Origin of the sequence: Pseudonocardia sp. CA-142604 (genome assembly GCF_050948475.1) — a bacterium.
In the GTDB taxonomy this organism is placed as follows: domain Bacteria; phylum Actinomycetota; class Actinomycetes; order Mycobacteriales; family Pseudonocardiaceae; genus Pseudonocardia; species Pseudonocardia alaniniphila.
Genome location: NZ_CP192045.1, coordinates 7928243 through 7949099, shown reverse-complemented (window position 1 = coordinate 7949099; position 20857 = coordinate 7928243). Strand labels below are relative to the sequence as shown.

The 20857-nt window shown below is 71.7% G+C and carries 26 protein-coding genes; 18 read left to right on the top strand and 8 right to left on the bottom strand.

All coding sequences use genetic code 11. The annotated features are described in order from the left end of the window. Window positions 1-8 precede the first annotated feature (8 nt). Genes ACQPZQ_RS35960 through era form a run of 4 tightly spaced genes read left to right on the top strand, consistent with a single transcriptional unit; the run spans window position 9 to window position 4005 of the window. A complete protein-coding gene (locus ACQPZQ_RS35960; protein WP_433288410.1) occupies window positions 9-1400 on the top strand; it encodes a hemolysin family protein in 1392 nt (463 codons plus the stop codon). Continuing rightward, window positions 1384-1797 carry a cytidine deaminase gene (locus ACQPZQ_RS35955; protein ID WP_433288408.1) on the top strand — a complete coding sequence of 138 codons (414 nt, stop codon included), beginning with the start codon at window positions 1384-1386 and terminating at the stop codon, window positions 1795-1797. Before ACQPZQ_RS35960 ends, ACQPZQ_RS35955 begins: the two co-directional genes overlap by 17 nt. Continuing rightward, complete coding sequence (gene lhgO, locus ACQPZQ_RS35950; RefSeq protein ID WP_433288406.1) at window positions 1794-3047, top strand: L-2-hydroxyglutarate oxidase; 1254 nt, start codon at window positions 1794-1796, stop codon at window positions 3045-3047. Before ACQPZQ_RS35955 ends, lhgO begins: the two co-directional genes overlap by 4 nt. 25 nt (window positions 3048-3072) lie before the next feature. Further along, a complete protein-coding gene (gene era, locus ACQPZQ_RS35945; protein ID WP_433288404.1) occupies window positions 3073-4005 on the top strand; it encodes a GTPase Era in 933 nt (310 codons plus the stop codon). A 35-nt stretch (window positions 4006-4040) separates the two neighbouring features. Here era and ACQPZQ_RS35940 read toward each other — a convergent pair whose 3' ends face one another. Further along, entirely contained in the window at window positions 4041-4733 is a 693-nt protein-coding gene (locus ACQPZQ_RS35940; protein ID WP_433288402.1) for a TetR/AcrR family transcriptional regulator, read from the bottom strand. 76 nt (window positions 4734-4809) lie between these two features. Between ACQPZQ_RS35940 and ACQPZQ_RS35935 the strand changes: the two genes are divergently transcribed. The 5 genes from ACQPZQ_RS35935 to ACQPZQ_RS35915 are packed head-to-tail and all read left to right on the top strand — an operon-like array spanning window position 4810 to window position 8055. Continuing rightward, window positions 4810-5766: an ATP-binding cassette domain-containing protein gene (locus tag ACQPZQ_RS35935; RefSeq protein ID WP_433288400.1), complete on the top strand. Its 957-nt coding sequence runs from the start codon at window positions 4810-4812 to the stop codon at window positions 5764-5766. Beyond that, the gene (locus tag ACQPZQ_RS35930; protein ID WP_433288398.1) at window positions 5763-6572 is read left to right on the top strand and encodes an ABC transporter permease; all 810 of its coding nucleotides are present in this window, start codon (window positions 5763-5765) and stop codon (window positions 6570-6572) included. The genes ACQPZQ_RS35935 and ACQPZQ_RS35930 overlap by 4 nt, the downstream gene beginning before the upstream one ends. 18 nt (window positions 6573-6590) lie before the next feature. Beyond that, window positions 6591-7394 (top strand): DNA repair protein RecO, encoded by an 804-nt coding sequence (gene recO / locus ACQPZQ_RS35925; protein ID WP_433288396.1) that lies wholly within the window; start codon window positions 6591-6593, stop codon window positions 7392-7394. A gap of 56 nt (window positions 7395-7450) precedes the next feature. Further along, entirely contained in the window at window positions 7451-7663 is a 213-nt protein-coding gene (locus ACQPZQ_RS35920; protein WP_433288394.1) for a type II toxin-antitoxin system HicA family toxin, read from the top strand. Continuing rightward, window positions 7660-8055, top strand: a complete 396-nt coding sequence (locus ACQPZQ_RS35915) for a hypothetical protein (protein ID WP_433288392.1) — start codon at window positions 7660-7662, stop codon at window positions 8053-8055. The genes ACQPZQ_RS35920 and ACQPZQ_RS35915 overlap by 4 nt, the downstream gene beginning before the upstream one ends. Before the next feature lie 80 nt (window positions 8056-8135). On the opposite strand, the gene ACQPZQ_RS35910 is transcribed toward ACQPZQ_RS35915, so the two are convergent. The 4 genes from ACQPZQ_RS35910 to ACQPZQ_RS35895 all read right to left on the bottom strand — a co-directional run bounded on the left by ACQPZQ_RS35910 (window position 8136) and on the right by ACQPZQ_RS35895 (window position 11102). After that, complete coding sequence (locus ACQPZQ_RS35910) at window positions 8136-8372, bottom strand: FitA-like ribbon-helix-helix domain-containing protein (RefSeq protein ID WP_433288390.1); 237 nt, start codon at window positions 8370-8372, stop codon at window positions 8136-8138. 118 nt (window positions 8373-8490) lie between these two features. Further along, a complete protein-coding gene (locus ACQPZQ_RS35905; protein ID WP_433299515.1) occupies window positions 8491-9135 on the bottom strand; it encodes a response regulator in 645 nt (214 codons plus the stop codon). Window positions 9136-9137: 2 nt separating this feature from the next. Further along, window positions 9138-10316, bottom strand: a complete 1179-nt coding sequence (locus ACQPZQ_RS35900; protein WP_433288388.1) for a sensor histidine kinase — start codon at window positions 10314-10316, stop codon at window positions 9138-9140. A 9-nt stretch (window positions 10317-10325) separates the two neighbouring features. Beyond that, window positions 10326-11102 carry a DedA family protein gene (locus ACQPZQ_RS35895; protein WP_433288386.1) on the bottom strand — a complete coding sequence of 259 codons (777 nt, stop codon included), beginning with the start codon at window positions 11100-11102 and terminating at the stop codon, window positions 10326-10328. Between the two features lie 97 nt (window positions 11103-11199). Here ACQPZQ_RS35895 and ACQPZQ_RS35890 point away from each other — a divergent pair, with 97 nt between their 5' ends. Then, the gene (locus tag ACQPZQ_RS35890) at window positions 11200-11985 is read left to right on the top strand and encodes an isoprenyl transferase (RefSeq protein ID WP_433288384.1); all 786 of its coding nucleotides are present in this window, start codon (window positions 11200-11202) and stop codon (window positions 11983-11985) included. A gap of 20 nt (window positions 11986-12005) precedes the next feature. Beyond that, window positions 12006-12404, top strand: a complete 399-nt coding sequence (locus ACQPZQ_RS35885; protein ID WP_433299513.1) for a hypothetical protein — start codon at window positions 12006-12008, stop codon at window positions 12402-12404. Window positions 12405-12456: 52 nt separating this feature from the next. Here ACQPZQ_RS35885 and ACQPZQ_RS35880 read toward each other — a convergent pair whose 3' ends face one another. From ACQPZQ_RS35880 to ACQPZQ_RS35870, 3 genes are all read right to left on the bottom strand, one after another. Next, window positions 12457-13068 carry a hypothetical protein gene (locus ACQPZQ_RS35880; protein WP_433288382.1) on the bottom strand — a complete coding sequence of 204 codons (612 nt, stop codon included), beginning with the start codon at window positions 13066-13068 and terminating at the stop codon, window positions 12457-12459. A 74-nt stretch (window positions 13069-13142) separates the two neighbouring features. After that, window positions 13143-13565: a Fur family transcriptional regulator gene (locus ACQPZQ_RS35875; protein WP_433288380.1), complete on the bottom strand. Its 423-nt coding sequence runs from the start codon at window positions 13563-13565 to the stop codon at window positions 13143-13145. Beyond that, window positions 13562-13987, bottom strand: coding sequence for an ArsR/SmtB family transcription factor (locus tag ACQPZQ_RS35870; RefSeq protein ID WP_344726859.1), 426 nt, complete (start codon window positions 13985-13987; stop codon window positions 13562-13564). Before ACQPZQ_RS35870 ends, ACQPZQ_RS35875 begins: the two co-directional genes overlap by 4 nt. A 97-nt stretch (window positions 13988-14084) precedes the next feature. Between ACQPZQ_RS35870 and ACQPZQ_RS35865 the strand changes: the two genes are divergently transcribed. From ACQPZQ_RS35865 to ACQPZQ_RS35835, 7 genes are all read left to right on the top strand, one after another. Beyond that, window positions 14085-14408 (top strand): antibiotic biosynthesis monooxygenase family protein, encoded by a 324-nt coding sequence (locus tag ACQPZQ_RS35865; protein ID WP_433288377.1) that lies wholly within the window; start codon window positions 14085-14087, stop codon window positions 14406-14408. Window positions 14409-14548: 140 nt separating this feature from the next. Next, window positions 14549-15478: a type IV toxin-antitoxin system AbiEi family antitoxin domain-containing protein gene (locus ACQPZQ_RS35860; protein WP_433288375.1), complete on the top strand. Its 930-nt coding sequence runs from the start codon at window positions 14549-14551 to the stop codon at window positions 15476-15478. Window positions 15479-15629: 151 nt separating this feature from the next. Next, entirely contained in the window at window positions 15630-17027 is a 1398-nt protein-coding gene (locus ACQPZQ_RS35855) for a glycine--tRNA ligase (protein WP_433288373.1), read from the top strand. A 386-nt stretch (window positions 17028-17413) separates the two neighbouring features. Then, the gene (locus tag ACQPZQ_RS35850; RefSeq protein WP_433288371.1) at window positions 17414-18337 is read left to right on the top strand and encodes an ABC transporter ATP-binding protein; all 924 of its coding nucleotides are present in this window, start codon (window positions 17414-17416) and stop codon (window positions 18335-18337) included. Between the two features lie 2 nt (window positions 18338-18339). Continuing rightward, on the top strand, window positions 18340-19065 hold the full coding sequence (locus ACQPZQ_RS35845; protein ID WP_433288369.1) for an ABC transporter permease: 726 nt from the start codon (window positions 18340-18342) through the stop codon (window positions 19063-19065). 34 nt (window positions 19066-19099) lie between these two features. Continuing rightward, on the top strand, window positions 19100-20254 hold the full coding sequence (locus ACQPZQ_RS35840) for a sensor histidine kinase (RefSeq protein WP_433288367.1): 1155 nt from the start codon (window positions 19100-19102) through the stop codon (window positions 20252-20254). Continuing rightward, entirely contained in the window at window positions 20251-20856 is a 606-nt protein-coding gene (locus ACQPZQ_RS35835) for a response regulator transcription factor (RefSeq protein WP_344726873.1), read from the top strand. Before ACQPZQ_RS35840 ends, ACQPZQ_RS35835 begins: the two co-directional genes overlap by 4 nt. Window position 20857 lies beyond the last annotated feature (1 nt).

The following is a 20857-nucleotide window of genomic DNA, read 5'->3' as shown; positions in this document are numbered from 1 at the left end:
GCCTCATCATGAGCACCCCGCTGATCGTCATCGCGGTCCTGCTCGTCCCGCTCGCGGGCTTGTTCGCGGCTGCCGACGCCGCGCTCAACTCGGTCTCCCGAGCCCGGGTCGACGCGCTCGTCCGTGCGGGCCGGCCCGGGTCGCGTGCGCTCGCCGCGGTCGTGGCCGACCGCCCGCGCCACGTCAACCTGCTGCTGCTGTTGCGACTCGCAGCCGAGGCCGCCGCCACCGTCCTGCTCACCGTGGCGCTGGTGGAGACCATGCAGCCCGTGTGGATGGCGGCGCTCATCGCCGGCGCGATCATGGTCGTGGTGAGCTACGTGCTGATCGGGGTCGGTCCGCGCACGCTCGGTCGTCAGCACCCGTATCGCGTCGGCATGATCGTCGCGGCGCCGATCCGCGCGCTCGCCACGCTGCTCGGCCCCCTCACGAAGCTGCTGATCCTCATCGGTAACGCCATCACCCCCGGTCAGGGGTTCCGGCAGGGCCCGTTCTCCTCCGAGGTGGAGCTGCGCGAGCTCGTCGACATGGCGAGCACCAGTGGCGTGGTCGACGAGGACGAGCGCCAGATGATCCACTCGGTGTTCGAGCTGGGCGACACGCTCGTGCGCGAGGTGATGGTGCCGCGCCCGGACGTGGTGTGGACCGAGCGCGACACGCCGGTCGAGAAGGTGCTCCGGCTGGCACTCAAGAGCGGCTACTCGCGGATCCCGGTGCTCGGCGAGAGCATCGACGACATCGTGGGCGTGGCCTATCTGAAGGACCTCGTCCAGGCCGTGCAGGGCGCGAGTGCCACGCGCGACGAGCCCACCCAGGAGGTCGAGCCGCTCGAGTCGGTGATGCGCGACGCGGTCTTCGTGCCCGACAGCAAACGCATCGACGAGCTGCTCAAGGAGATGCAGCGCACGCGCAACCACATGGCGATCGTCGTCGACGAGTACGGCGGCACCGCGGGCGTGGTCACGATCGAGGACATCCTGGAGGAGATCGTCGGCGAGATCACCGACGAGTACGACTCCGAGGAGGTGCCCGACGTCCAGGAGCTCGACGGTCGTAGGCTTCGGGTCTCGGCGCGCCTGCCGGTGGAGGATCTCGTGGAGCTGTTCCCCGGGGCCAACGGCGTCGACAGCCTGCTCAGCGACGTGCTGGAAGCCGCCGACGTCGACACGGTGGGTGGCCTGCTAGCCCAGCAGCTCGGCCGGGTGCCGCTTCCGGGCGCAGAAGCCGAGATACCCGGGCTGCGGCTGCTCGCCGAAGGCGGAAAGGACGCCCGCGGCCGGATCCGAATCAACACCGTGCTCGTTGAGCCGGTGGAGGCGGGCGGGGACGACGAGGAACGGGACGATGCGGGCGCAGAACGCGCCGGCCGTCGGGAGGAGAGCGATGTCCGACCAGCGTGATTCGGGGGAGGCACTCGACCCTGAGGACGCCAAGATCGTGACGCTTGCCCGCTCGGCGCGTGCCCGCACGGGAGCTGCTGAGGGTGCTGCCGTGCGCGACACCGACGGCCGCACCTATTCCGCCACCTCGGTGGCGCTCCCGTCGCTGTCGCTCACCGCGCTGCAGGCCGCGGTCGCCGCCGCCGTGTCGAGCGGCGCCCCCGGGCTGGAGGCCGCCGCGGTCGTCACCGCGTCCGACTCGATCGACGGGGCTTCACTCGCGGCCGTCCACGATCTCGCTCCCGCCGCCCATCTCCTGCGCGCCGACCCCACCGGCGCCGTCCGGCACATCCACCGCCCGCAGGCCCCCACCACACAGATCCCGGCCTCGCAGACTTCCACGGAGACTTCCGCATGACCTTCCCCGCCACACCGAGGTTCGACGTCGTCGTGGTCGGCGGCGGCATCGTCGGCCTCGCCACCGCCCACGCCGTGGCCCGCACGGGTCGCTCGGTCGCGGTGCTCGAGCGCGAGCCGCGCCTCGCCACCCACCAGACCGGCAACAACTCCAACGTCATCCACTCCGGGCTCTACTACGCCCCCGGCGGCCTGAAGGCGCGCCTCGCCGTGGCCGGCTGCGCGGAGACCGTGGCGTTCTGCCGCGAGCACGACCTGCCGCACCAGGTCACCGGCAAGCTCGTCGTCGCCACCGAGCCCGAGGAGCTGCCGCGGATGGCGGAGCTCGCCCGGCGCGGCGCCGCCAACGGGGTGGAGGCGCACGAGCTCGACCAGACGGAGATGCGCCGGCACGAGCCGCACGTCCGCGGGATCGCCGCTCTCTACGTGCCGTCCACCGGCATCTGCGACTACCGCGCCGTCGCGGAGAAGCTCGGCGAGCTCGTCGCGAAGGAGGGCGGCGAGATCCAGCTCGGCCGCTCGGTGCTGCGGCTGGTGCGCCGTCGTGAAGACGTCGTCGTGCGTACCGACGGCACCGACCTGCTGGCCAAGCAGGTGGTGGTCTGTGCCGGGCTGCGCGGCGACGAGCTGGCGAAGGCCTCCGGCGCCGACCCGGGTGTTCGGATCATCCCCTTCCGCGGGGAGTATGCGGGCTTCAGCGCCCGGGCCGCAGAGCTGGTCAAGGGCCTCATCTACCCGGTGCCCGACCCGGCGTTCCCGTTCCTGGGCGTGCACGCCACGCGCGGGATCGACGGGCACGTCCACGCCGGCCCGAACGCCGTGCTGGCGCTGGCTCGCGAGGGGTACTCGTGGGGCACGATCAAGCCGAAGGAGCTGGCCCAGTCGCTGGCCTACCCCGGCATGATGCGGCTGGCCCGCAAGCACTGGCGCTACGGGCTCGGTGAGGTGCACCGCTCGCTGTCGAAGAAGGCCATGGTTCAGCAGATCCAGCGGATGCTGCCGGACGTGCAGGCCGAGGACCTCACGCCCTCGGGCGCGGGCGTGCGTGCCCAGGCCGTCAAGCCGGACGGCTCGCTCGTCGACGACTTCCTGCTCGTCGCGCAGGGCGGCGCCGACGGTGAGCGCGGCGCAGGTTCGGTCCTCTACGTGCTCAACGCGCCTTCGCCTGCCGCCACCGCGGCGATGCCGATCGGCCGGGAGATCCTCGAGCGCCTCACGGGTGAGCGGATCGCCCCGCTCAACGCGGCATGACGGCGCTATCCGCGCGGGGCGCACGGTGACCGACGGGTTCGCGCCGGTTCCCGATGGCTTCCGATCGGGGTTCGCCTGCTTCGTCGGACGTCCCAACGCCGGCAAGTCGACGCTGACGAACGCCCTGATCGGCTCGAAGATCGCCATCACGTCCAGCAGGCCGCAGACCACGCGCCACGCGATCCGCGGCATCCTGCACCGGCCCGACGCGCAGCTCGTGGTGGTCGACACCCCGGGCCTGCACAAGCCGCGCACGCTGCTGGGCAGCCGGCTCAACGACGTCGTCCGCGAGACGTGGGCCGAGGTCGACGTGATCGGTTTCTGCGTGCCGGCCGATGCGCCGGTGGGCCGGGGCGACGAGTTCATCGTGAACGAGCTGCGGTCGGTCGCCGGTCGCACGCCCGTGCTCGGCATCGTCACCAAGACCGACATCGCGCGGCCGGAGCAGATCGCCGAGCGGCTCACGCAGCTCTCCGGGCTCATGGACTTCGCCGAAGTGCTGCCGTGCTCGGCGGTCGACGGGTTCCAGGTCGATCTGCTCTCGGATCTCCTCGTCGCCCGGCTGCCGGAGGGGCCACCTCTCTACCCGGACGGCGAGCTCACCGACGAGCCGGAGGAGACGCTGGTCGCGGAGCTGATCCGGGAGGCCGCGCTGGAGGGCGTGCGCGACGAGATGCCGCACTCGATCGCCGTGGTGATCGAGGAGATGGTGCCGCGCGAGGGCAGGCACCAGAAGGCCGCGCCCATGCTGAACATCCACGCCAACATCTACGTGGAGCGCCAGAGCCAGAAGGGCATCATGATCGGCAAGGGTGGGGAGCGGCTCCGCCAGGTGGGCACCGACTCCCGCCGCCAGATCGAGGCGCTGCTCGGCACGAAGGTGTTCCTCGACCTCCACGTCAAGATCGCGAAGGACTGGCAGCGCGATCCGCGTCAGCTGCGCAAGCTCGGGTTCTGACCGTCCGCCCGAGCAGCCTGCCCGCCGCACTCACCTCATGTCCGGTCGCCGCCCGTGTCGAGCAGGCCGGTCAGCACCCGGGGCAGTACGCCGTCGAGCATGTCGGTGTCGCGGGGCGGCGCGGGTGACGGGTCGGCGAACGCCGCGGCGAGGTGGGGGTGCCGCCCGGCGGTCACCACCGAGGCGAGGAACTCCGCCTGCGCCTCGTGCCACTCCGTCGTGCGTCCGCCCAGCTCCTTCTCGGTGCGTACGAGTAGCGCAACGAAGCCGTTGAGCAGGGCGAAGGCCTCCATCTTGGCCCTGGTCGGGGCGTCGAGATCCTGCATCGTGGTGAGCGCGTATTCCAGGACGTCCACGGTGTTGGGGCCGAGGGCGACGCGCCCCGGAGAGATGTCGAGCATCCACGGGTGGCGCCGGTAGACGTCCCGGAGCCCGTGGGCCAGCGCGATGAGGTCGGCGCGCCAGTCGCCCGACGGCGGCCGGGAGAGATCGATCTCCCCCGCGGCCGCGTCGGCCATGAGCTCCAGCAGCTCATCGCGCGTCTCGACGTAGCGGTAGAGCGATGCGGCGCCTGCGCCGATGGCGGCAGCGACCTTCCTCATGGACACGGCGTCGAGACCGCCCTCGTCGGCGAGCTCCACCGCGGCCGCGGCGATCCGGGCCCTGCTGTGCTCGGGCGCGGGGCCCCGGCCTGACCGTTCCTGGCGCAGCCAGATGCTCCGGGCCATGGCGCCTCCTTTGCGAACAATGTACCCAGTCGGCTACCCTTCTACTGCGAACACTGATTGCAGTATGGGAGGACCGATGACAGTTGCAGTGGTAGCAGAAGGCCTCGTACGGGCGTACGGCCCGGTACGGGCGCTCGACGGGCTCGATCTCGAGGTCGCTCGCGGCAGCGTGTGCGCCGTGCTCGGGCCCAACGGAGCAGGCAAGACCACGGCCATCCGCGTGCTGGCCACCCTCACCGTGCCCGACGCCGGACGGGCCGCGGTGCTCGGTTACGACGTCGTGCGGGACGCCGCGGCGGTGCGCGCCTCGATCGGCCTCGCCGGGCAGCACGCCGCCGTGGACGACGACCTCACCGGCCGGGAGAACCTGGAGATCCTCGGCCGGATGCAGCACCTCGGCCGCCGCGGCGCCCGGAAACGGGCCGATGAGCTGCTGAACCGCTTCGACCTCGCCGACGCCGCCGACCGGCTGGTCAAGACCTGGTCGGGGGGAATGGCCAGACGGCTGGACCTGATCGCGAGCGTGGTCGTCGCGCCGCCCGTGCTGTTCCTGGACGAGCCGACGACCGGACTCGACCCGCGCAGCCGCACCGAGATCTGGACGACGGTCCGCGAACTGGTGGCCGCCGGCACCACGGTGCTGCTCACCACCCAGTACCTCGAGGAGGCCGACCGGCTGGCCGACGACATCGTGATCGTCGACGGCGGACGCGCGGTCGCCACCGGCAGCCCGGACTTCCTCAAGGACTCGATCGGCGTCCGCGTCGACGTGCTGGTCGAGGTTCCTGCCGAGCTGCCCGCCGCCGCGGCCGCGATCGCTGCGTACACCCGTGGTGAGCCGGAGATCGACGAGGCGTCCCTGCGGATCAGCGCACCGGTCGCCGCCGCGGCCGTCACCGTGCCCAGCGTCGTGCGCATGCTCGACGCGGCAGGCGTGGCAGTGCTCGACGTCGGCATCCGCCGTCCGACGCTCGACGAGGTGTTCCTGCACCTCCTCGGCCGCCGGTCCCGGCAGGAGGAGGCAGCGGCATGAGCACCATCCCCATGACGCCCACCCGCTCCCGTCCGGCCGCGGACGGCGCCGCGGCCGCTGCGCGTGTGCTCTTGAAACTGCGCCACGACCCGGCCGGGATCGTCATCACTCTCTCCGCACCGGTCGTGCTCGTGCTCGTGTTCGGCTACATCTTCGGCAGCGCCATCGCCGTGCCCGGCTCGGGCGACTACCGCGAGTTCCTCGTGCCCGGGCTGTTCGCCACCACCGCGTTCAACATCATCCCGTCGATGATCACGATGGCGCGGGACAGCGGGCGCGGTGTCGTCGACCGGTTCCGATCGATGCCGATCTCGCGGGTCGCGGTGCCGTTCGGGCAGGCGGCGGCGACCGTGGTCTACGGGGTGCTCTGCCTGCTGCTGATGGCCGTCTGCGGCCTGCTGGTCGGCTGGCGGATCCAGACGGGGATCGCACCGGCGCTCGCTGCGCTGGGGCTGCTGGTGGCATTCCAGTTCGCGGCCACCTGGATCGGCATGTTCCTGGGGTTGCTGATCGGGAAGGAGGAGACGGCCGGGCAGCTGTCGGTGCTCGTCCTCCCCGTGGTGATGCTGTCGAACGTCTTCGTCCCGACGGCGGGGATGCCGGCCTGGCTGCGGACGATCGCCGACTGGAACCCCGTCAGCGCACTGGCGGCGGCCGTCCGCGAGCTCTGCGGCAACCCCACGGCACCGACGAACGGGGCCTGGCCCCTGGAGCATCCCGTAGCCGCCTCGCTGGGCTGGACGGCGCTTCTCCTGCTGGTGTTCGTGCCGCTCTGCACGGCCCGGTACGCGCGGCCGCACGCCTGACCGCCGTAGGCTTGCGCGGTGAGCCTCTACCGCGACACCGGCCTGGTGCTGCGGGTGCAGAAGCTCGGCGAGGCCGACCGCATCGTCACGCTGCTCACCCGCCGCCGCGGCAAGGTGCGCGCCGTGGCCAAGGGGGTTCGGCGCACGAGGTCGCGGTGGGGTGCGCGGCTCGAGCCGTTCAACCACGTCGACGTGCAGTGCTACACCGGCCGCTCGCTCGACATCATCACGCAGGCCGAGACCGTCGACGCGTTCGGCGTGGGCATCGTCGGCGACTACTCCCGCTACACGGCGGGCTGCGCCATCCTCGAGACGGCCGACCGTCTCGTCGCGGAGGAGGGCGAGCCCGCGATGCGGGTGTACCTGCTGCTGGTGGGGGCGATCCGCGCCTTGTCCGGCCGGGAGCGCGACCCATCGCTCGTGCTGGACGCGTTCCTGCTGCGCGCGATGACGCACGCCGGCTGGGCCCCCGCGATCAACGACTGTGCGCGCTGCGCCGAGCCCGGCCCGCACCCGGCGTTCAACATCGCCGCCGGTGGGGCCGTGTGCCCGCGCTGCCGTCCACCCGGCTCGGTCATGCCGTCGCGCGAGACGTTCGCGCTTCTCGATGCCCTGTTGCACGGCGACTGGGACGCCGCCGACGCTGCCGCACCGGCCACCCGCCGCGACACCAGCGGGCTCGTAGCCGCCCACCTGCAGTGGCACATGGAGCGGCAGCTGAGGTCGTTGCCGCTGGTGGAGCGACGTTCGTTCACGCCTCCGGCGGAGTCGCGAACCCGCAGCGCCGACTCGGAGCCGGTGGCGGCCGACGGTCGAGCATGATGAGGTTCTCTATCCCCCCTTTAGACTTGTGATCTAGGGGGGCTAGATTTAGCCTTGTGGTGTTCAAGGAAATGAAGCGCCGCGACGTCGAGGCAGTGCTCCTGCAGCAGGGCTGCGCGGTCAAGTCCGACCGTGGAGACCACACCAAGTGGATCTGCCCGTGCGGCAGGCACATCGCGCTCGTGCCACGGCACAAGCACGTCTCTCCGGGAGTCGTGCAGAGCATCGGCAAGCAGCTCGCCTGCCTGCCGGAAGGGTGGTTGCAGTGAGCACCTACACCGTCCAGGCGAAGCGATGGGCGCGCGGTTGGGAGCTCCACATCGTCGACGCCGACGGCACTGAGGTCGGCGCTACCCAGTCACACACCATCGCCGGTGCCGACCGCATGGTGCGTGACTACCTCGCACTGCTCTACGACGCCGATCCCGCCGGCTTCGAGTTCGAGATCCACCCTGACCTCGGCGCCGGTGTGGCCGCGGAAGTCGAACAGGCGCGCAGTGCGACACGGGAGGCCGAGCAGGCGCAGAAGGACGCGGCGAGGCGCTGGAGCGCGCTTGCCCGCCACCTCAAGGATGGCGTCGGCCTTACCGGCGGAGACGTCGCGGCCGTGCTCGGCGTGTCCCCACAGCGGGTGTCGCAGCTGATGAAGCCGGCCGGCTGACAGCGGACGAACCGCCCCTCTCCCCATCGTGCCGAGAGGGCTTGTTGCTGGTGAGGCCGGCGAGAGGGCCTCGGGGTGGCTCACTCGCCACGGACCTCGCGCAGGACCTCGACAATGTCATCCGACGATGCCGAGCCGCGGTAGGTCCGTGCACGTTCCCGAACCTGAGCCCACCAGTCGTCCGGACGGGGTGTGGTGGCCAGCTCGGCGAGCGCCGCGAGCAGGTATTCCTGCAGCGACTGCCCGCTGCGCTCCGCTCGCGCGGCCAGCCCGCGCCGGACGTGCTCGGGGACGTTGCGGACGGTGATCGCGGTCACGCATGCAATCTAGCCGTACGCGATCAGGCTGCCGGGAGCTCATCGAGGCGCACGGCGTTGTCGGCGTCGCGTACTCCCGGTGCACACCACGCTGCACACGGTGAGGGGGCGTCCGGCATCAGGAGCCCAGGTAGCGCAGGATCGCCAGCACCCGCCTGCTGTACCCCGCCGCCTCGGCGATCCCGAGCTTCCCGAAGATCGACGCCACGTGCTTCTCCACGGCGCTCACTGACATGCGCAGCCGCTCCGCCGTGCCGGCGTTCGTCAGCCCTTCGGCCATGGCGTCGAGGACGTCACGTTCGCGGGGGGTGAGGCGGGTGAGGGGGTCGGCACGGGTGCCACGGGCGAGCAGTTGGCGCACGACCTCCGGGTCGAACGCCGCCCCGCCCGCGCCGACGCGTTCGAGTGCGTCGAGGAACTCGCCGACCTGGGCCACCCGGTCCTTGAGCAGGTAGCCGACCTTCGCCCCCTCGTCGCCGATGAGCTGCGCGGCGTGCCGCCTCTCCACGTACTGGGAGAGCACCAGCACCCCGACGTCCGGCCAGCGGCGGCGGATCTCCAGCGCCGCGACGATCCCCTCGTCGCTGTGCGTCGGCGGCATCCGGACGTCGGCGACCACGACGTCGGGACGGTCCTTCTCGACGGCGCCGAGCAGCGCACGGGCGTCCCCGACCGCGGCCACGACCTTGTGTCCTTCGTCGGCGAGCAGCCGGACGAGCCCTTCACGCAGGAGGGCCGAATCCTCGGCGATGGTGACGCGCAGGCTCATGCGGTCCTTTCAGGGAGCACCGCGTGCGCGGGCTCGACGACGGGCAGGTGCGCCGCGATCAGCGTGCCGGCGCCGGGTGGACTCTCCACCGTCAGCTCGCCATCGACGGCGGCTACCCGGCGCGCCAGGCCGGCCAGGCCGGTGCCCGCAGGGTCGGCGCCGCCGCACCCGTCGTCGCGAATGCTGACGTGCAGAGCGGAGGCCATGGCCCCCACCTCGATCGTCACGGCCGTGGCTCCGGAGTGCTTCGCCGCGTTGGTGACGGCCTCGCAGGCCACGAACCACGCGGCGGCCCGTACGGCGGCGGGAGGCTCGGTCGCGAGCGTGCAGGTGATCCGCACCGGGAGCGGCGCCCGTTCGGCCACGGACTCGAGGGCGGCGGCAAGGCCCTCGGTGTCCAGCGCCGCCGGGTAGACCCGCCACGAGACGTCCCGCAGTTCGACGAGGGCCCGCTGCGCCTCCTCGTGCGCCTGCGCGACGAGCTCGGCGGCGCGGTCGGGGTGGCGGCGCGCCCTGCCGAGCAGCATGCCGAGGGCGACGAGCCGCTGCTGCACGCCGTCGTGGAGGTCGCGTTCGATGCGCCTGCGCTCGTCGTCGACGGCGGCGACGACGGCATCGCGCGTGCTCGCCAGTTCGGCGACGCGCTGGGTGAGCTGTTCCTCCCGCGACGGTGCGAGCAGCCGGGCGAGCAGCGCCCGCTCCCACCGGACGGCGACCGCCGCCCCGGCAATGCCGAGGTAGAGCAGCACCACCCCGGAAGCGGCGTAGTACAGGACGATCTCGCCGGTGACCACGGCGGCAGGTGGCCCGTCCAGGACCCACGGTGTGCCGCTGATCCAGGACCACAGGAGCGTGATCGCGAACCCCGTGCCCCCGACGAGCAGGGCGATCACGATCCCGCCCAGGAAGGCCACGGGCAACCGGGCGCCCAGGTAGCGCAGAGCCCGTGGGGCCGACGGTGCGGCGGCAGCCGCGCCTACCCCGCCGAGCCACGTCGTCACGCGGGAGCGCTCGACGCCGGCCAGCAAGTTCGCCGCTGCGGCCACGGACGGCCGGGCGGCGGGGACGAGCAGGGCGATCGCGGCCGGCAGCAGGAGAAGTACGTGAGCGGCGGCCGTCAGGGCACCGAGGGCGAGCCCGCCACCCGCGCGAGCGGCCCGCACGATCGTCGTCACTACCGGAGGCTAGCGTCGGGGGCCGCGGTACACGGGCGGCTGACCGGAGCCGGGCCGGACCACGGGGATCCGCTCGGTGGGGTCACCCGCCCCGCTGATCACGGGGATCCGTTCCGTCGGGCTGTCGGTGAGACCGAGTTCGGCCCCCTCCGGGTCGCCCTGCTCCGCGCGACGGCGCATCACGCGCTTCACGACGAACACGGCCACGGCGAGCACGATCGCCACGAGCACCACCTTCGAGGCGATGCCCGCGTACTGCTCGACGATGTGCCAGTTCTCCCCGAGGGTGTAGCCGGCCATCACGAACGCGGTGTTCCAGATCAGGCTGCCGGCCGTCGTGAGGCCGGCGAACAGGAGCGGGTTCATCCGCTCGACGCCCGCCGGCACCGAGATCAGGCTGCGCACCAGCGGCACCATCCGGCCGAGGAACACGGCCTTGTTGCCGTGCCGGGCGAACCACTCCTCCGCCTTGTCGACGTCACGCAGGTTCACGAGCGGCATGCGATCGACGACCGCGCGCAGCCGGTCACGGCCGAGCGCGGCGCCGATCCCGTACAGCGCCAGCGCTCCGACGAGCGAGCCGAGTGTGGTCCACACGATCGCGGCGACGACGCTCATCTCGCCACGGGCGGCGGCGAAGCCTGCGAGCGGGAGGAAGACCTCGCTGGGGAGCGGGGGGAAGACGTTCTCTAGGGCGATGGCGAGTCCGACGCCGGGAGCGCCGAGGGCGTCCATCAGGGCGACGACCCAGCCCACCACGCCATCGAGCTCAGGAGGGGAGACCATGCCGATGATGGTAGGAAAGTCCGTTCCGCCCGGAACTGGGGCGCTCGCCGGACGCACCCTGCGGTCGCCCTCACCCCCCTCCGTAGGGTGGCCAGCCATGGCACGTTTCCAGCCCCCGCCACCGCATCCGTCGGGCGCACGGCCCCCCGCCATCCCTCGTGAGCTGGTTCCGAACCACGTCGCACTCGTCATGGACGGCAACGGCCGCTGGGCCAACGCACGGGGGCTGCCCCGCATCGAGGGGCACCGGCGCGGCGAAGCCTCGCTCATGGACGTCGCCCGTGGAGCGATCGACATCGGCGTCCGCTGGCTCTCCGCCTACGCCTTCTCCACGGAGAACTGGAAGCGCAGCCCCGACGAGGTGCGGTTCCTCATGGGCTTCAACCGCGATGTCATCCGCCGCCGCGTCGACGAGATGGACGCGATGGGCGTCCGGGTCCGGTGGGCGGGACGGCGGCCCCGGCTGTGGCGTTCGGTGATCAAGGAGCTGGAGATCGCCGAGGAGAAGACGAGGCACAACGACGTCCTGACGCTCACCATGTGCGTCAACTACGGCGGGCGCGCCGAGATCGCCGACGCCGTGCGGAAGATCGCGCAGCTCGCCGCCGACGGCCGGATCCGCCCGGACAAGATCGACGAGCGCACGATCGCGCGCCACCTCGACGAGCCCGACATGCCGGACGTCGACCTGTTCGTTCGCTCGTCGGGCGAGCAGCGCACGTCGAACTTCCTGCTCTGGCAGTCGGCCTACGCGGAGATGGTCTTCCTCGACACCCTCTTCCCCGACTTCGACCGCCGCCATCTCTGGGAGGCGATCGAGATCTACGCACGCCGCGACCGCCGCTTCGGCGGGGCGCTCGACAAGCCGGGAGCGGCGTCGTGAGCGGCCGTTCGATCCCCGAGATGCTCGGCATCGCGCGGCAGGCGCTGGAGCGCTTCCACGACGTCACCACCGACGACGACGGCGCACTCACCTTCGCCCACGGCGGAGTCGTCTGCGCTCTGCAGGGGCTGGAACTGGAGGAGGGCCTGCCGGTCCTCAACCTCACGTGCGTGGTGGCCTGGGACCTGCCGGTGGAGTCGGACGTGCCCACTCGCGTGGCGCTCGGCGCAGGCGAGGGACTCTTCGGCACCCCGCGGGTGATCCGCGGCCAGAACGGCTGGGATGTGACCTTGCGCTATGCCTTCCCGGCGAGCGGACTCGACGAGAAGGCGATGGGAACGCTGCTGATGCTGGTGGTGAGCAGCGCATCGAGCATGCGAGCGGAGCTCACGAGCGAACAGAGCACTGTGGAGCCGTAGTGTTGCCTGTCCTGGTGTCTCCGGAGCGCTACGGCTCCACAGTGCTACGGGCTTATGTGGAGAGGTGGACCAGCGGGAGGCTGTTGAGCTTCTGTGGCGATAGCTTTCCGGCTGTTGCCAGTACTCGCGTCTGGGTCTCCTGCATCTTGCTGTCCACGAGCGCGCTCAGGGCGTAGGCCACGCGGCCGAGCAGGCGCACCGTCGTGTCGTCGACGAGGGGGCGCGGCGCCGAGACCACCGCGACGCCGGTGGGCCGGCCGTCGTCGCCCTGCGCCGCGCCGATCGTGAACGACTCGCGCGGGTTGACGTGGCGTGAGGCGTAGTGGTCGCGGAGCTTCTTGATCATGCCGTGGAACTCGCGGACGTCGCCGTCGAGTTCGAGGCGGCCGAGATCGGCGTCGGTGAGGACACCCGCCCGGCCGGAGAAGCAGCGGACGTAGCCGATCAGGGCGCCCGTCCACAGTGCCTCGACGAGGGCAGGGTCCGGTTGCGGGGGCGCCAGCGCGCTGACCAGGTGCTCGCAGCAACGCAGCACGTACTGGAGATCCTCGAACACCGCCGCGAGGCCCGCCAGCTCCGCCGCCTCGGACCCGTCCAGCCTCCGCACGGTGCTCGGTGCGGTGGCCGTGGCCGCCCCGTTGTTCCCCGCCACGTCGTCCGCCATGAGCGCCTCCTCGCGTTCCGCTGCGGACGCTAGCGGCCGCGGGGCGCGGCGGATGTGTCGTTCTGAGACGGACGTCAGCGGGTGGCGCCGCAGTCCTTGCAGAGGCCGAAGATCTCCGCCGTGTGGCTGAGCTCGACGAACCCGTGGGTCTCGGCCACCCGCTGCGCCCAGCTCTCCACGTCGGGACCCTCGATCTCCACCGTGTGGCCGCAGCGGCGGCACACCAGGTGGTGGTGGTGATCAGCGGTGTCGCATCGGCGATACACGGCCTCGCCCGTGCCGGTGCGCAGGACGTCGACCTCGCCACCGTCGGCGAGCGTCTGGAGCGTGCGGTAGACGGTGGTGAGTCCGATGCCCTCGCCGAGCCTGCGGAGCTCCTCGTGGATCTCCTGGGCCGAGCGGAAGTCGTCGAGCCGGTCGAGCAGCGCGGACACAGCGGCCCGCTGTCGCGTCGCCCGTAGCGCCCGTGTCGTGGGCGCCTGCCCCGTCGTACTCATCGGACCCCCTCCTCCACGTGAGCCACCGCGTCCACGACGATGTGGGCGAGGTGGTCGTCGACCAGCGAGTAGACCACCTCGCGGCCCTGCCGATCGCCCTGGACCACTCCTGCCGACTTGAGTACCCGCAGGTGCTGGCTGATCAGCGGCTGTGTGACCCCGAGCGCGTCCACGAGATCGTGCACACACCGGTTGGACTCCAACAGCTGGAGCACGATCGCGATCCGCACCGGGGCGGCGAGCGCCCGCAGCAGGTCACCGGCCTCCGCGAGCGTTCGGGGGGTGCGGACGGGCGCGGGGGCCGCGGTGCGGTGTGCGGTGGTATGAGTGGTGGTGTTCGCTGCCGTCTGGTCGTCGACCTGGGCGTACGCGGCCTCCCCCGTGGACGCGTTTGCCCGCCCGGCACCAGCGACGATCGACATTGGTCCCCATCCCCGGAAGCGGCGGCCACGCCCCCCGGTGGTCCAGCTCTCCGGCGGCCGCACCCCCATCGTAGGCGTGTGGTGGCATGCTCCGTTCGTGCTGCTCGTCTGCCGGTTCGTCGCCGATTCTCCCGCACCCGCGTTCATCGCGCGTGCCCGCCGGGCGTTGGAGCTGCTCACATCGGCGGACGGCTGCCTCGGTGGGGAGCTGGGCCGTTCGGTCGACGAGCGTCACCACTGGGTGCTCGCGGTCCGATTCGTCTCAGTGGACGCCTACCGCCGCGCACTCTCGCCGTTCGAGGTGCGGGAGCACGTGATTCCCCTGCTCGCGGAGGCCCTGACGGACACCCCGTCGACCTTCGAGACCCTCCTGACGGCACAGAAGGGAAAGAGCCAGGAGCACGAAAGCCTCCTCTCGTAAGCCTTGGTCCTAGTCCTCGCAGACGCAGCGGGCTCGTCGCAGACGCCCGGCGGCCTGCGAGGAGCACGGCGTGTCTGCGATGACGACCGGAGTTGGTCGTTCGCCTCCGCGCGGGCTGTGGTTTCGCTCATTCTCTGCTCGTGGATGCGCTCGTGCCCGGGTTGAACCTCCGATCCCGGCTGCTGGCCGACGGCGTCACCGACCGAGAGCTGCGACGACTGCGGCGGACGGGCGCGCTGGCCACCGTCCGGCCCGGGGCGTACGTCTACGGCGACGTCGCCACCGACGCGGTCGCCCGGCATCGGCCTGCGGTGCACGCAACGGCGTCGCAGCTCGGGGCGGGGGCCGTTGTCAGCCACGTATCCGCCGCGGTCCTCCACGGGCTGCCGTTGTGGTTTCCTCGCTCACAACCGACTCCTCTTGGCCGGGTGCATGCCACCCGTGACCGGCGCTCGGGCGCACGCCGAAACTCGCTGGTCCACCTCCATGCGGCCGCCCTCGAACCCGACGAGGTCGTGATGGTCGATGGCCTCCTCGTCACGTCGGTGGCCCGCACGGTCACCGACCTCGCCCGGTTCCTGCCGTTCGAATCCGCGCTGATCGTGGCCGACGGGGCCTTGCACCGCGGTCTTGTGACGCCTGCTGCGCTGCTCGAGGGCATCGAGCGGGGCGCGCACCGGCGGGGGAACACGGCGGCGCGCAGGGTCGTGGCGTTCGCCGACGGCCGGGCCGAGAGCGTGGGGGAGACCCGCAGCCGGCTGGCCATCCACCGCGCCGGACTGCCTCCGCCCACGCTGCAGCACGAGGTACGGAGCGCGGGCGGCCGACGGCTGGGGCGCACGGACTTCTACTGGGAGGAGTTCACGACCGTCGGCGAGTTCGACGGGCGGGTCAAGTACGGCCGGTTGCTGCGGCCGGGCCAGGAGCCCGGCGACGCGGTGTTCGACGAGAAGGTGCGCGAGGACGCGATGCGGGCCGAAGGTCTGGGGATGGCCCGCTGGACGTGGCCCGAGCTGCAGGCGTTCGGGCCGGTGTCGGACCGCATCCGCCGCGCGTTCGTCCACGGGTGAGCGTCCTCGCAGAGGCTCTGCCTTCCGCGCAGCAGCCGAGGCCTCTGCGAAGAGGATCAGCCCTCTGCGAAGACGGCGCGGAAACCCGCTCGGGCTCGGTCGCTACCCTGGAGGTTCGTTCCTCCGTCGCCCCGCCCAGGAGTACAGCCCCGTGGCCAGCAAGCCGAGCTCCGCCAAGATCGACACCATCGTCGCGCTCGCGAAACGGCGCGGATTCGTCTTCGCGTCGGGTGAGATCTACGGCGGTACGCGGTCGGCCTGGGACTACGGGCCCCTGGGCGTCGAGCTCAAGGAGAACATCAAGCGGCAGTGGTGGAAGAGCATGGTCACCGGCCGCGACGACGTCGTGGGCCTCGACAGCTCCGTGATCCTCCCGCGCGAGGTCTGGGTCGCCTCCGGCCACGTCGGCGTCTTCACCGATCCGCTGGTGGAGTGCCTGAGCTGCCACCGCCGGTTTCGCGCCGACCAGCTGGCCGAGGAGTACGCCGAGCGCACGGGCAAGGAGGTCTCCGAGGACGACCTGTCCGACGTGCCCTGCCCCAACTGCGGCACGCGCGGCCAGTACACCGAGCCGCGCGACTTCAACATGATGCTCAAGACCTACCTCGGCCCGGTGGAGTCCGAGGAAGGCCTGCACTACCTGCGTCCCGAGACGGCGCAGGGCATCTTCGTCAACTTCCTCAACGTGCAGACGACGTCGCGGAAGAAGCCGCCGTTCGGCATCGGCCAGATGGGCAAGAGCTTCCGCAACGAGATCACGCCCGGCAACTTCATCTTCCGCACCCGCGAGTTCGAGCAGATGGAGATGGAGTACTTCGTCGAGCCGGGAACCGACGAGAAGCTGCACCAGTACTGGATCGACGAGCGCACCAACTGGTACGTCGACCTCGGCATCTCGCCCGAGAACCTGCGCCAGTACGAGCACCCCAAGGAGAAGCTCTCCCACTACTCGAAGCGCACCGTCGACATCGAGTACCGGTTCGGCTTCACCGGCTCGGAGTGGGGCGAGCTCGAGGGCATCGCCAACCGCACCGACTTCGACCTCACCACGCACTCCAACCACTCCGGCGTCGACCTGTCGTTCTACGACCAGGCGTCGGGCACGCGGTACCGGCCGTACGTGATCGAGCCGGCAGCCGGTGTGGGGCGTTCGATGATGGCGTTCCTCGTCGAGGCCTACACCGAGGACGAGGCGCCCAACGCCAAGGGTGGCGTCGACAAGCGGGTGGTGCTGCGGCTGGACCGGCGGCTCGCGCCCGTCAAGGCCGCGGTGCTGCCGCTCTCGCGCAACGCCGAGCTGTCGCCCAAGGCCCGCGACCTGGCCGCGGTGCTGCGCAAGCACTGGAACGTCGAGTTCGACGACGCCGGGGCGATCGGTCGCCGCTACCGCCGCCAGGACGAGATCGGCACACCGTTCTGCATCACGGTCGACTTCGACACCCTCACCGACCAGGCCGTCACCATCCGCGAGCGCGACTCGATGGCGCAGGAGCGGGTGGCCCTGGACCAGGTGGAGAGCTACCTGGCCGCCCGCCTGCTGGGCTGCTGACCCGACCCTCTGCACGAACGGCGCGCCCGTCCCGATCTCTCGGACGGGCGCGCCGCTCGTTGCGGTGGACCGGGTGCCGGGGCGTGAAGGTGTGGGCGCCCGCGCCGCGGCTGGTGGACGAGTGGTCCCGATTTACTGGACGAGGGTGCCGCTCGTTGCCCGGTTCGGGGTTGTGGCCTGGCGCGGATCAGGGGTGTGCGGGAGCCGGCGCGCTGCTTCTCGGACGAGTGGCGCGCTTGTTCGGTCTACGGGATGACGGGCCGCTCGTTGCTCGCGTCGGCTCGGCCACCGATCAGGGGCCCGGGCGGTGGGCCTGACATTCGTCACGGGGAGGTCGTGACGGGCGATCCGGGGGCGGCACCGGGTGCGGCGGCAGTGTCGTCCGCATGACGAGATCCACTTCTCCTCCCGCCGTCGCCGCCGGTGCGGCTGTGTCGGTCCGCGGCCTGCATCGCAGCTACGGCGGGGTGCGCGCTGTCGACGGCGTCGACCTCGCGATCGCCCCCGGCGAGGTGGTCGCCCTGCTCGGGCCCAACGGCGCCGGCAAGTCGACGACCATCGACATCCTGCTCGGGCTCTCCCGCCCGGACTCCGGCGATGTCCGGCTGTTCGGGCGGACACCGCGGCAGGCCGTGGTGGACGGGCTGGTCGGGGCGATGCTGCAGTCGGGGGGCATTCCGGACGACATCACGGCGGCGGAGGTCGTCCGACTGACGGGCGCGTTGTTCCCGAAGCCGCTGACCGTTCCGGAGGCGTTGCTCCGGGCAGGTGTCGCCGACGTGGCCGGCAGGCGCTACGGGCGGCTGTCGGGCGGGCAGAAGCAGCGTGTGCGGTTCGCCACCGCGCTCGTCAGCGACCCGGACCTGCTCGTACTGGACGAGCCGACCGTCGCGATGGACGTACAGGCCAGGCGCGAGTTCTGGGCGGCGATGCGGGGCTACACGCGCACCGGCCGCACGGTGCTGTTCGCCACGCACTACCTGGCGGAGGCCGAGGAGTACGCGGACCGGGTCGTGCTGCTGCGGGCAGGCCGGGTGGTGGCTGACGGGAGCGTCGCGCAGGTGCGCGCGCTCGCCTCGGGCCGGGTCGTGGCGGCGACCGCGCCGGGTGCGGACCCGTCCGCGCTGCGACGGCTCCCCGGGGTGACGCAGGTGCACGTCGACGGGCCGCGTGTGCGGCTCGAGTGTTCCGACTCCGACGCCGCGTTGCGGGCACTGGTCGTCGGATATCCGCAGGCCCACGACATCGAGGTCTCGGCACACGGTCTCGAGGACGCCTTCGTCGCGCTGACCGCATCGGAGGGTGAGTGATCATGGGCGCGCTGCTGCTCGCCGAGGTGCGCCGGATCTACCGGTCGCCGAGGTTCCTGATCTTCACGGTGGGCTTTCCCGTCGTCTACTTCGTCGTCTTCACCGGGATCTTCGCGACCGGGCCGGATGCCGCGGCCGCCACGGTGTTGCTGATGGTCAACATGGCTGCGTTCGGGGCGATCTCCGCATCGGTCAGCACCGGCGGCCGGGTGGCGGTGGAGCGCAGCATCGGCTGGAACCGCCAGTTGCGGCTGACCCCGCTCCCCGCGTGGGGGTACGTCGCCATCAAGGCGGCCGTCGCGATGCTGGTGGCGCTCCCCGCCCTCGTGCTCGTGTTCGCGGTGGGCGGCGTGGTGAAGGGCGTGGACCTCGATGCGGTGACCTGGGCGAGGGTCTTCCTCGCCGCGTGGATCGGGATGCTGCCGTTCGCAGCGATCGGGCTGCTGCTCGGTCTCGTCGCGTCGCCCGACTCGGCGCAGGGCATGTCGACCGTGACGATGCTGGTGTTCAGCCTGCTGGGCGGGGTGCTGATCCCGGCGGAGGTGCTGCCGCCGGTGATGGTCTCGGTGGCCCACCTGCTGCCCAGCTACTGGCTCGCGACCATCGCACGCGGGCAGGCGACCGGTGACGGCGTGCCGATCGCGGGCGTGGCCGTCCTGCTGGTGTGGCTGCTCGTCGTGGGAGCCGGGGTTGCGGTGCTGTATCGGCGCGATGCGCTCCGCGTCTGATCTGCGGGGCTTGGGCGGAGTTACGGTGATCGGCATGCCACCGTCACCCGGGGACGCGGGCGAGGTCCGCGATCCCACCCGGCTGCATCCGCGGCGGTGGTATGTGATGTCGGGCGGGTGGTCGCTGCTCCTCACTCCGTGGATCTACATCGGTGCCACGTCCAGCCAGCCGATCGTCGTCCGCGTGCTCCTGGTGCTCGCGGTGCTGGCCTACATCGCGTGCTTCGTCTTCGGTCTGTACGAGGCGATGCAGCGCAAGCAGCGGCTGTTCTCGGCGGCGCTCCTCGTGGTGATGTGCGTGCTGTGGCTGGTGACGGCGGCAGGCTTCGGCGCGCAGGACGGGGCGGTCTACACGGTCAGCTACCTGCTCGTCATGGTCATCGCGCTGGTTCCCGCCCCGTGGACCACTGTGGCGGCCGTCGTCGCCTTCTGCGGGGCGGTGGGGTTCGACTGGCTCGTCGGGGACGGCCTGACGGGACCGGACGTCTTCGGGATGGCAGCGATCAGCATCGCGATGCGTGGGCAGTTCTGGCTGGTCAAGGCCAACTCGCAGCTGCGAGAAGCCCGTGAGGAGCTGGCCAGGCTGGCGGTCGCCGCCGAGCGCGAGCGGATGGCGCGCGATCTGCACGACGTGCTCGGGCACAGCCTCACGACCATCACGGTCAAGGCCGGACTCGCCCGGCGGCTGCTCGAGCGCGGCGATATGGGGCGCGCGGCTGAGGAGGTGACCGACGTCGAGCAGCTCGGCAGGCAGGCGCTGGGCGAGGTGCGCTCGACCGTCGCGGCGAACCGCGTGGCCTCACTGGGACGCGAGCTCGCGGGAGCCCGGGAGGCTCTGCGTGCGGCGGGCATCGAGGCCGACCTGCCGGCCGCAGTGGACAACGTGCCTCCGGACCGGCAGCAGGCGTTCGCGCACGTGGTGCGGGAAGGTGTCACCAACACGATCCGGCACAGCGGGGCGGGGAACTGCACGGTGCGCCTCACCCCGACCTCGGTGGAGGTCGTCGACGACGGTGTCGGCAGCCCGGACGGAACGCCGGCAGGTCACGGGCTCAGCGGCCTCACCGAGCGGCTCGCGGCGATCGGGGGCTGGGTCGACGCCGGTCCGACGCCCAGCGGCGGCTACCGCCTGCGTGCCGAGGTCCTGCCGCGCACCGGCCCCGTCCGGCGGCCGGAGCCTGCCGGATGATCACCGTGCTGCTCGCCGACGACCAGGCGTTGATCCGGGGCGCGTTGGCGGCGATGCTCGGCCTGGAGCCCGACATCGAGGTGGTGGCCCAGGTCGGGTCGGGTGCCGAGGTGGTGCCCGCCGCGCTGCGGACCCTGCCGGACGTCGCGCTGCTCGACGTCCAGATGCCTGGTGGGGACGGCCTCGATGCCGCCGGTGCGTTGCGCGCCGCGCTTCCGACGTGCCGCGTCGTCGTGCTCACGACGTTCGGCAGGCCCGGCTACCTGGCCCGTGCCATGCGCGCCGGTGCGGCGGGGTTCGTGGTGAAGGACGCTCCGCCCGAGCAGCTCGTCGACGCCGTGCGCCGGGTGCACGCGGGCCTGCGGGTGGTGGATCCGGTGCTCGCGGCGGAGTCGCTGTCCACCGGGACGAGCCCCCTGACCGACCGTGAGCGGGACGTGCTGCTCGCCGCGGCCGACGGTGCCACGGTGGCGGACGTGGCGGCGCGGCTGCACCTGTCGGAGGGCACTGTGCGCAACCATCTCTCCGCGGCGATCGGCAAGACATCGGCCCGCACCCGTGCCGAGGCCGTGCGCCTGGCGGACGAACGCGGCTGGTTGTAGG